Here is a 9,458-nt window from a genome sequence, read left to right as displayed (position 1 = left end):
CCCATCCCGAACTCGGCCGTTAAGCGCCGTCGCGCCAATGGTACTGCGTCTCAAGACGTGGGAGAGTAGGTCACCGCCAGACCTGGAAAGAAACGCAAACCTCTCCGAAACGATCACACAACCCCCGCACCCAAAAACCCGCGGGGAACCCGCTGCGCAAACGCAGCTCGGACGCGGGGTAGAGCAGCCCGGTAGCTCGTCAGGCTCATAACCTGAAGGCCGCAGGTTCAAATCCTGCCCCCGCAACCAACATTGTTTCCGCAAGAACATCAACGGCTCAAGCGCCCAGCCCCGCCCTCCGCGGGGCCATTCGCATTTGCGCCAAGGCAATCCCGGCAAAACAGGCGGGGGGCCGTGCTCCGGATCTCCACTCGCAACATGGCCCATGCATTCGCGTCCGGCTGGACCCAGACCATCCCCAGCAACTCGCAGCAACCGGTCAGACTTGGCTCTCTCGTCGGTGCCTTCCAGAAGGGTCTCCAGCCGCGCCTGACACCCGTCGACCTTCGTCAGTTCGTTGGCGCGCGGCACGAGCATCTGTCATCGCGAGCCCACACCGAGATCTTGGAGTCGCTTCTGCAAGGTTGCCCACTTCGCTCGTGGCGCCTTCGAGTGGACCTGCAGGGGACTCAGGTTGACCACCTTGTCGATCATATCGAAAATTCGTGCGATCCCAAGTCCAGCTTCGCCAAGTCGCGGGCCAGCCGATGGCGATCATTTGCATCTTGGGCGCACGCTGCGGACAGGGCCTTCTGCAATTCAGTCGGGAAATGCTCGGCTAGACGACCTTTCGAAAAGGCCGGGGTCCGGAAGAGAATGCGTTGCGCCCCCGAGGCCGACGCGGCGAGCGAGGCCCGCCTCGTTGCTTCAAGGCCCTGCGCTGTGCTTCGTCCTTGCCGGCACGCGGATCCGCCTGCACCCGGCAACTCGGCGGCTTGTGCATCGGCATCGCAAGCGAGGCCGGACTGAAGATGGTCTCTCCGCCAACCCGGCTGCACCCGACCTTCGGTGCGACCGGCGCTTCCACCTCCTTGCCGAAACGGTGGACGGAAAGCCGCGACCCTTGTGTCCGAGGCTGGCGGGCAAGGGGGCGCTGCGTCGCGACGATGATCCGGGATGGATCACTGGGCCCCGAAGCCATTATGACAGGCCAGCCAAACGGGACAGGAGATTCCGCGATGCGGATGCGTGACACGATCATCAAGCCGATGCACCCGGAGGGTTTTCGCTTCCTGGCCATCTTCGCCGCCATCACGCTTGTTCTGTTCCTGCTGTGGGAGCCGCTCGGCTGGATCGGCGTGGGCCTGACGGTCTGGTGCTATTATTTCTTCCGCGACCCCGAGCGGGTGACGCCCGACCGTCCCGGACTGGTCGTCAGCCCTGCCGACGGCATCGTCTCGCTGATCGAGCCCGCCGTTCCGCCCGCCGAGCTGGGGATGGCGGACATGCCCCTGACCCGCGTCAGCGTCTTCATGAGCGTCTTCAACTGCCACGTGAACCGCAGCCCCGCCGCGGGCGAGGTCACCGCGATCTCATATCGCCCGGGCAAGTTCTTCAACGCCTCGCTGGACAAGGCCAGTGCGGACAATGAACGCAACAGCCTGCGCATCCGCATGGCGGACGGGCGCGATCTTGCCGTGGTGCAGATCGCGGGCCTCGTCGCGCGGCGCATCCTGTGCTTCGTCAAGCCCGGCGACCGGCTGGGAACGGGCGAGCGCTTCGGCCTGATCCGCTTCGGCTCGCGGCTGGATGTCTACCTGCCGCCGGGCGTCGAGCCGCTGGTCCGGGTGGGTCAGACCATGGTCGCGGGCGAAACCGTCCTGGCCGATCTCAACCCGACCGCGAGGGGGCCCGCATGACCGAACCGGTGCCACAGCAGGCCGAATTCTCGCTGTTCCAGTTGCTGCCGAACGCGCTGACCATCCTGGCGATCTGCGCCGGACTGACGGCCATCCGTCTGGGCGTGCAGGGGGATTACGTCCTGTCCGTGCTGCTGATCATCGGCGCGGGCATCATCGACGGGGTCGATGGAAGACTGGCGAGGCTTCTGGGCAGTTCCAGCAAGATGGGGGCGGAGCTGGACTCGCTGGCCGACTTCCTGAACTTCGGCGTGGCCGCGCCGCTGACACTGTATTTCTGGGCGCTGCAGGACATGCGCGGCCTGGGCTGGATCTCGGTCCTGGTCTTCGCGGTCTGCTGCGTGATCCGGCTGGCGCGGTTCAACGTCACCGCCAAGTCCGACGAGCCGCGCGACAGCGCCTATTTCCAGGGCGTGCCCTCGCCCGCGGGGGCGCTGCTGGTCATGCTGCCGATGTACCTGTCCTTCGCGATCGCCGACCGGGCGGTCCTGCCGGACACGGTGATCTGCCTTTACATGATTGCCGTGGGCCTGCTGCTGATCAGCCGCCTGCCGACCTGGTCCTTCAAGACCACCAAGATCTCGCGCGAGAACGTCAAGTTCTTCCTGGTGGGCGTCGCGGTGGTCGGGGCGGCGCTGTTCAGCTTCGCCTGGCTGACGCTCATCGTGCTGTGCCTGGGCTATGTCGCCATGGTGATCTGGGGTTGGATCGCCGGGCCAAGGCCGCGCCGCCATTAGCCGTCGTCGTCCCCGACCGCCTCGGCTTCCATCCCCTGGTCCAGCATCTGCTCGGCCAGGACGGCGGCGCCCGCCGGGCCAGCGCCGAAGCGGGAGGCCACGTCGGGGGCATAGCGGAACAGGTCCGTCCTCAGCCTGAGAAGCGACAGGTCCTTGGTCTTGGCTTCCAGCATGACGTCGAACTCAAGCCCCTCGGCCTCGCGCATGAAGGTCGCGAATTCAAAGGGGTTGGTGAAATCGGCGTGGCCGGTCCAGACGGGCGGCAGCAGCACGGTCTTGATGCGCGAGGTGGGCTTCACCACGCCCTTGGTCAGCGCACCCTTGCGGGGGCTCGCGCTTTTTGCCGCCTCGCGCTCCTTCTCGGTCACCTTGCGCTTGATCTCGCGCATCTCGGTGCGCGGAGAGGAGAAATGGATCTTGGGCCGCACGCCCTCGGGCCAGGATCGCAGGATGCGTTCCAGCGTGGGGCGCAGCGCCAGCCCCTCGGGGTTCAGGCACCAGTGGTGCTGATAGTCGAAGATCAGCGGCACGCCGCAGCGTTCATGGATCCACAGCACGTCGGCGGCGGAAAAGCGGATGTCGTCGTTTTCCAGCACCAGCCGGCGGCGGACGTGGTCGGGACATTGCTCGTAGCCCTTGATCCAGCGGGCGCGGCTTTCCTCGCGGTCGCCATAGACACCGCCCACATGGGTGACGAGGACGCCTTCGGGGCCCATGCCCATGCGGTCCAGCATTTCGGCCTGCGAGGAAAGGTCCCAGATGCTTTTCGCCGTCAGCGAGGGATCTGGGCTGTTCAGCAGCACGAACTGCGACGGGTGGAAGGACAGGCGGATGTCGAGCTCGCGCGCCCGCCGCCCGAGCGCCGCCAGCTCGGCATCGCTTTCGGCCACCATGTCGTGGAACTGCGGCATGTCGGGATGCGTCGCATAGGGCGCGAGGTCCGAGGACATGCGGTACATGTCGATCCCCATCTGCACGAGATAGTCGAAGATCGCGTCCAGGTATTCCAGCGAGGTCTTCAGGTGCGGGTTCTGCCGCCAGCGCCGCGTGTCGTTGCTTTTCAGGCCGGGCCGGCCCATCACCTTGACGGGAAAGCCCAGACGCAGGGGGCGGTCACTCATGGGGCAGGGTCTCCTCGGGGAAGCCGATCCGGGCGGCGAAGTGGTACCAGTCGGCGGGACGCAGCGCGCCGCCCGTGGCCTGGGCATGGCCGCTGCCGTATTCCGCGCCCGCGCCGGGCGGGCGGTGGCGGGCCAGGAAGTCGATCAGGTCCGTGCCCGTGGCGCTGCGCGCGGCGAAATGGACCCAGCCGGGGCGATAGCCGGTGTTGGCGGCCAGCACGATCTTGTCCTTCAGCCGCCCGCGCCAGGACTGGGCGATCAGCGGATGGATCTGGCAGGGCGAGGAAAAACGGATCAGCGCGACATCGCCGCGCACCTTGGGCGGCACGCGCCTCGCGCCCTCCAGCGCCGCCGCGACCTCGGCCTTTGCAGCAAGCAGTTGCGCCGTCTCGGGGTGCCCGCCCTTCAGCAGCTCCTTGGGCGAGTCGCACTTGAGCAGCAGGGCCAGCGCGGGCGCAGGGTCGGCCAGGGCGGTGCGGCGCGGCGCGTTGACCAGCGAGGCCGCGTCGCGCAGCGCCGTCTTGCCAAAGCGCGCCTGCGCCTCGGCCAGTTCGGGGAAATCCCCTTCGGCCATGTCGCCGACCAGCCCCAGCGCCGCGAGCCACAACAGCTCCTCTGGCGGATCCAGCGCCTGCACGCACCACCAGGCCAGCAGCGACGATGTCGGCTCGGGCAGCCGGCCGTTCCCGGTGATCACGACCGCCTCGCCGGGGGTGCCCCGGGGCACGTGGTGGTCGATCAGCACGGTCGGGGTCCCAGGCAGGATCTCGCCCTCGCCCACGCCGAGGTCGGTGACGATCAGCCCGCCGGGGGCACGTGCCGCAAGTTCCTGGCGGAGCGCGGGCGACCAAGGGTTTTCGCCCTTGCCCGTGATGCGGATGTCGGAGGGCCGTCCCGCGCGCTCCAGCGCGCGCGACAGGATCGCCGCGGCCGACAGGCCATCGGCGTCGAAATGGCCCAGGATCAGGGGGCGCCGGTCCGGGTCGAAGCGGTCCAGCGCCGCCCGGAAGGCGGCGCTTGCATCGGCAGGGGTCTGGACGGGCGGGAAGGGCATGGTCCTCAACGGCGCAGGGCGTGGCGGGTTTCACGCCGCGGGTCAGGTAAACCCGCGCGCCCGTCGCCCGGGCACCCCGGAAGGTCAGCCGCCGAAGGGGGGCGTCTCGGCCAGGGCCTCGGCCAGCGCCGCGATGCCGGGCGCGATCTGCTCGACGGCGATCGAGCCGAAGCCCAGCCGGAAACAGGGGCAGGGCGCGGGCGGGTTCTCGAAGAACACCGCTCCGGATTCGATCAGCACGCCCCGTGCGGCGGCCCGCCGCGCCAGGTCCCCGCTGTCGATGCCGGGGGGCGCCAGCATCCACAGGCTGGTCCCGCCCGCCCGGTCCGCCCCCGCGATGCGGAAGGGCGTTCCCTCCAGCGCCGCGATCACGGCGGCGCGGCGGCGAGCCATCTCGGCCCGCAGCCGCGTGATATGGGTGTCGTAATGCCCCTGCGCCAGGAAATAGGCCGTCACCCGCTGCAACTGGGTCGGAGGATGGCGCAGGATCATCGCCCTGAGCGCGCGCGCCGCCTCGATCAGCGGGGCCGAGGCCACCAGGTAGCCCAGCCGCAGCCCCGGGAACAGAGACTTGGAAAAGCTGCCCAGGTAGATGACCCGGCCCGCGTCGTCCATCGACTTCAGCGCCGGCATCGGCGGGACCAGATAGGACATCTCGAAGTCGTAGTCGTCCTCGATCACCAGCAGGTCGTCGTCGGAGGCCCGCCGCAGCAGCGCCTCGCGCCGGGCCATCGGCATGGTCGCCCCGGTCGGGATGTGGTGGCTGGGGGTGGCGATCACGATGCGCGTGCCCGGGGGGATCGCCCCGACATCCATGCCGCCCGCGTCCACGGGCACAAGGCGCATGGGCACGCCGCGCGCCCGCAGGGTTTCGGCGAAATCGGGATAGCCCGGCTCCTCGATCGCCACGGGGCGGCCGGGGTCCGCAAGAATCTGCAGCGCGATATACAGCGCGTTCTGCGAACCCACGGTGATCAGCACCTGGTCGGGCGTGGCCGCGATGCCGCGCCGGGGCAGGGTGGAGGAACAGATGTGGTCGATCAGCATGGGATCGTCCCGGGTCATCAGGTCGATCGTCAGGCCGCCGAAGTCCCGCGCCCCCAGTGCGCGCCGGGCGCAGTCCCGCCAGGCGGCATGGTCGAACAGCCTCGGGTCCGCCTGCCCGAAGAGGAAGGGATAGGGATGGCTGCGCCAGTCCGCGGGCTTGCGGATGACCCGTTGGCGGGGCCTTGAGGCGCCCAGCCAGTCGCCCCAAGCCACCTGCTCGCCCCGGGCGCTGGGGGCCTGACCGGCCACGCGCCGGTTCGGCACCGTTTCGGCCACCACGAAGCCCGACCGCGGCCGGCTGGCGATGTAGCCCAGCGCCCCCAGTTCCGCATAGACCAGCGTCACCGTCATGCGCGACACGCCCAGCGCCCCCGCCAGCTCGCGGGTCGAGGGCAGGCGCGTGCCGGGCAGGCAGCGCGCTTCCAGGATGGCGGCGATCATCCCCTCGATCAGCCGCGACTGCAGCGGCCGGTCCTTCGCCCCCCGAAGGCGGATCGAGTCGAGAGGCAGCAACGCGGCCATGATCTGGACCTAGCTCTATTCCCAACTGGACCTATGCCGCGACACTAGGCCGCGCCATGGTAGCCGCCAAGCCGCATCTCAAGACGGCGCAACCTCTTGACAGGGAGTTACCGAATGACCCTCGCATCCATCCTGCGCCACGGCGCGGCCGTCTGCGCGCTGGCCGTCGCCGCTGCGCTGCCCGCCGCCGCCAAGGACTTCAGGATCGCGGTCGGCGACGGCGCCGGCGGCACGCAGGAAGCCTTGGGCCGCGCCTTCATCGCCGCGCTGGAAAAGCAGACCGGCGGCGCCCATACGGCCAAGCTGTTCCTGAACGGCCAGCTCGGGGACGAGCAGGACACCGTTACCGCCGCCGCGACCGGCACGCTGGATTTCTCGATCCTGGCCATCAACAACATCACGCCCTTCTCGCCGACCGTGGGCGTGCTGACCATGCCCTATGTCATCATGTCCCAGCAGGACGCCGAGACGCTGACCCAGGGCGAGATCGGCCAGTCGCTGGTCGACCGCACGATCGAGGACGCGGGCGTGCGCATCCTCGGCTGGGGTTATTCGGGCTTCCGGGTGCTGACCAACTCGAAGCGGCCCGTCCAGACCCCCGAGGACCTCAAGGGCTTGGTGATCCGCGTGCCCAAGAACGAGATCATGATCGAAACCTACAAGGCTTGGGGCGTGGACCCGACGCCCATGGCCTGGTCGGAAACCTTCGCGGCCCTGCAGCAGGGCGTCGTGGACGGTCAGGACAACCCCTACATGACCATCCATGCGATGAACTTCGACGAGGTCCAGAAGCACGTCACGAACATCCGCTCCATCTTCTCGATCGAGCCGCTGGTCGTGTCCGAGCAGTTGTTCCAGTCTCTTTCCCCCGAGGAACAGCAGCAGCTGGTCGCGGCCGGGAAAGAGGCGACCCAGGCCTCCAGCGCGTTCCTGAAGGCCGAGGAGGCCAGGATCCGCGACGAACTGGCGGCGCGCGGGATGCAGATCGCCGATCCCGCGGACGGCGAGGCGCAGTTCATCGAATTGGCGACCGGCAAGGTCTGGCCCAGGTTCACCGACAGCATCGGCGGCAAGGAGGTGCTTGACCGCGCCCTGGCCGCGCTGGGCCGCCCTGCCACGTAAGTTCTCAATTCCTCCCCCCTCGCGGCGGCGCGCACCGCCCGGCAGCGGCCGCCGCGCTTTTTTCCCGAGCATCCGCATCACGTCGGAGGATGGATCATGCGTGCCGTCTGGCAGCACCTCGACCATATCGAAAGCTACATCTGCCGGGCGCTGCTGGCCGTCTTCGTGACGCTGCTGTTCGTCCAGATCGTCGCCCGGCAAGTCTTCGGCACCTCGATCACCTGGATCGAGGAGCTGTCGGTCATCCTGTTCGTCTGGTTCGCCTATTTCGGGGCCAGCTACGCCGCGCGCATGTCGGCGCACAACCGGGTGACGTTCCACATCAGGATGCTGCCGCGATCCACGGGCCGGGTGGTCGAGGCCTTGGGCGACGCCTTCTGGGTGATGTTCAACCTCGTCTTCATCTGGTTCGCGATCCGGTACATCGGCGCGCTGAAGCCCTTCGTGAAGGCGCAGACACTGGGCTGGCCCATGAAATGGGTGATGGCGCCCATGGTCGTGGCCTTCGCGCTGATGACGGTCCGCATCCTGCAGGTCAACTACATGAAGCTGGTCCTGGGCCTGGACCCGCGCGACCCCGACGAGGTCGTGATCGACTCCGAACTCCAGCTTGCCGAACAGGAACTCGCACCCCGGAGGGCCGCCTGATGGATACCGCGATCATCCAGGTCCTGTTCGGGACCCTGGCCATCCTGCTGCTGATCGGGGCGCCGATCTCGGTCGGCCTGGGCGTCTCGGCGCTGGCGACCATGTGGTACCTGGGCGACAACCCGATCAAGATGGTGCAGATGGCCTGGTCCTCGGTGGGGTCCTTCCCCCTGATGGCGCTGCCGTCCTTCATCCTGGCGGGCGCGCTGATGGAAGCCGCGGGCATCTCGCGCCGCCTCATCACCGTGGCGGAAAGCCTGGCCGGGCCCTTCACCGGCGGCATCTCGGCCGCGACGATCATCGCCTGCGTGTTCTTCGGCGCCATCTCGGGCTCGGGCCCCGCCACCACCGCCGCCGTCGGGATGCTGATGATCCCGGCCATGGCGCGGGCGGGCTATGCCAAGTCCTACGGCGCGGCCGTGACGGCCAGCGCGGGGGGGCTCGGGATCGTCATTCCGCCCTCGATCCCCATGGTGATCTTCGGCATCTCGGCCATGGGCCTGCAGGCCCCGCCCGAGGCGATCGAGAAGTTCGGCCCCTTCCAGACTGTCTCGATCAGCAAGCTGTTCATCGCGGGCTTCCTGCCGGGCTTCCTGATGGCCTTTGCGCTGCTGGTCGCCAACTACTTCCGCGCCCGCCGCGCCGGCTACTGGGGCGGGACCGAGCCGCTTTCGGCGCGCCGGATCGGGCTGGCGTTTTATCAAGGCTTCTGGTCGGTGCTGGCGCCCCTGGTGATCCTGGGCGGCATCTACGCGGGCTTCTTCACGCCCACCGAGGCCGCGATCGTGGCGATCTTCTACACGCTGTTCGTGGGGATCGTGATCTACCGCGAGATCGACCTGCGCGCGATCTTCAACGCGCTCGAGGCGACGACCTGGCTGACGGGCCGCGTTCTGCTGGTGCTGTTCACCGCGACGATCTTCGGCCGCATCCTTGTGGAAAACCAGATCCCCGCGCATCTGGCCGACGGCCTGCTGTCGCTGACCACCAGCAAGGTCGCGATCTGGGCCATCATCATCGCCTTCCTGCTGATCGTGGGCATGTTCATGGAAACGCTGGCCGCGATCATGATCCTGGTCCCGGTGATGCTGCCCGTGGCCTACAGCGTCGGCATCGACCCGATCCACTTCGGCATCGTGATGATCTGCACCCTGTCGGTGGGCTTCATCACCCCGCCCTTGGGCGAGAACCTGTTCATCGCCTCGGGCATCTCGAAGCTCGACTACGAGGTGATCGCGGCCCGGGCGATCCCCTTCATGCTGGCGCTGGCCGCCGCCATCGCCCTGATCGCCGCCTTCCCCCCCATCGCGCTGTGGCTGCCGCGCGCGCTGGGCTATTGACGAAAGGA

Annotated in this window: 8 protein-coding genes, 1 tRNA gene and 1 rRNA gene; 7 read left to right on the top strand and 3 right to left on the bottom strand. The window is 68.1% G+C overall.

Going from position 1 to position 9,458, the window contains the following annotated elements; all coding sequences use genetic code 11:
• From rrf to CK240_RS13870, 4 genes are all read left to right on the top strand, one after another.
• A 5S ribosomal RNA gene (gene rrf / locus CK240_RS13885) occupies positions 1-82 on the top strand; the annotation flags it as partial.
• Positions 83-172: 90 nt separating this feature from the next.
• Positions 173-249 (top strand) — tRNA-Met (locus CK240_RS13880).
• Between the two features lie 929 nt (positions 250-1,178).
• A complete protein-coding gene (locus CK240_RS13875; RefSeq protein WP_095640935.1) occupies positions 1,179-1,859 on the top strand; it encodes a phosphatidylserine decarboxylase in 681 nt (226 codons plus the stop codon).
• Positions 1,856-2,596, top strand: a complete 741-nt coding sequence (locus CK240_RS13870) for a CDP-alcohol phosphatidyltransferase family protein (protein ID WP_095640934.1) — start codon at positions 1,856-1,858, stop codon at positions 2,594-2,596. The genes CK240_RS13875 and CK240_RS13870 overlap by 4 nt, the downstream gene beginning before the upstream one ends.
• On the opposite strand, the gene uvsE is transcribed toward CK240_RS13870, so the two are convergent.
• The 3 genes from uvsE to pdxR all read right to left on the bottom strand — a co-directional run bounded on the left by uvsE (position 2,593) and on the right by pdxR (position 6,340).
• On the bottom strand, positions 2,593-3,717 hold the full coding sequence (gene uvsE, locus CK240_RS13865; RefSeq protein WP_095640933.1) for a UV DNA damage repair endonuclease UvsE: 1,125 nt from the start codon (positions 3,715-3,717) through the stop codon (positions 2,593-2,595). The genes CK240_RS13870 and uvsE overlap by 4 nt on opposite strands.
• Positions 3,710-4,771, bottom strand: coding sequence for a single-stranded-DNA-specific exonuclease RecJ family protein (locus CK240_RS13860; protein ID WP_205957845.1), 1,062 nt, complete (start codon positions 4,769-4,771; stop codon positions 3,710-3,712). The genes uvsE and CK240_RS13860 overlap by 8 nt, the downstream gene beginning before the upstream one ends.
• Before the next feature lie 84 nt (positions 4,772-4,855).
• Positions 4,856-6,340 carry a MocR-like pyridoxine biosynthesis transcription factor PdxR gene (pdxR, locus tag CK240_RS13855; RefSeq protein ID WP_095640932.1) on the bottom strand — a complete coding sequence of 495 codons (1,485 nt, stop codon included), beginning with the start codon at positions 6,338-6,340 and terminating at the stop codon, positions 4,856-4,858.
• Positions 6,341-6,454: 114 nt separating this feature from the next.
• Between pdxR and CK240_RS13850 the strand changes: the two genes are divergently transcribed.
• The 3 genes from CK240_RS13850 to CK240_RS13840 all read left to right on the top strand — a co-directional run bounded on the left by CK240_RS13850 (position 6,455) and on the right by CK240_RS13840 (position 9,450).
• Entirely contained in the window at positions 6,455-7,462 is a 1,008-nt protein-coding gene (locus CK240_RS13850; RefSeq protein ID WP_095640931.1) for a TRAP transporter substrate-binding protein, read from the top strand.
• A 96-nt stretch (positions 7,463-7,558) separates the two neighbouring features.
• A complete protein-coding gene (locus CK240_RS13845; protein ID WP_095640930.1) occupies positions 7,559-8,110 on the top strand; it encodes a TRAP transporter small permease in 552 nt (183 codons plus the stop codon).
• Positions 8,110-9,450: a TRAP transporter large permease gene (locus CK240_RS13840; protein WP_095640929.1), complete on the top strand. Its 1,341-nt coding sequence runs from the start codon at positions 8,110-8,112 to the stop codon at positions 9,448-9,450. Before CK240_RS13845 ends, CK240_RS13840 begins: the two co-directional genes overlap by 1 nt.
• The last annotated feature ends 8 nt before the right edge of the window (positions 9,451-9,458 follow it).

This window comes from Paracoccus salipaludis (genome assembly GCF_002287065.1).
Lineage (GTDB): Bacteria > Pseudomonadota > Alphaproteobacteria > Rhodobacterales > Rhodobacteraceae > Paracoccus > Paracoccus salipaludis.
Note: the sequence above shows the minus strand (reverse complement) of the source record. Positions and strands in the feature narration are given on the sequence as shown.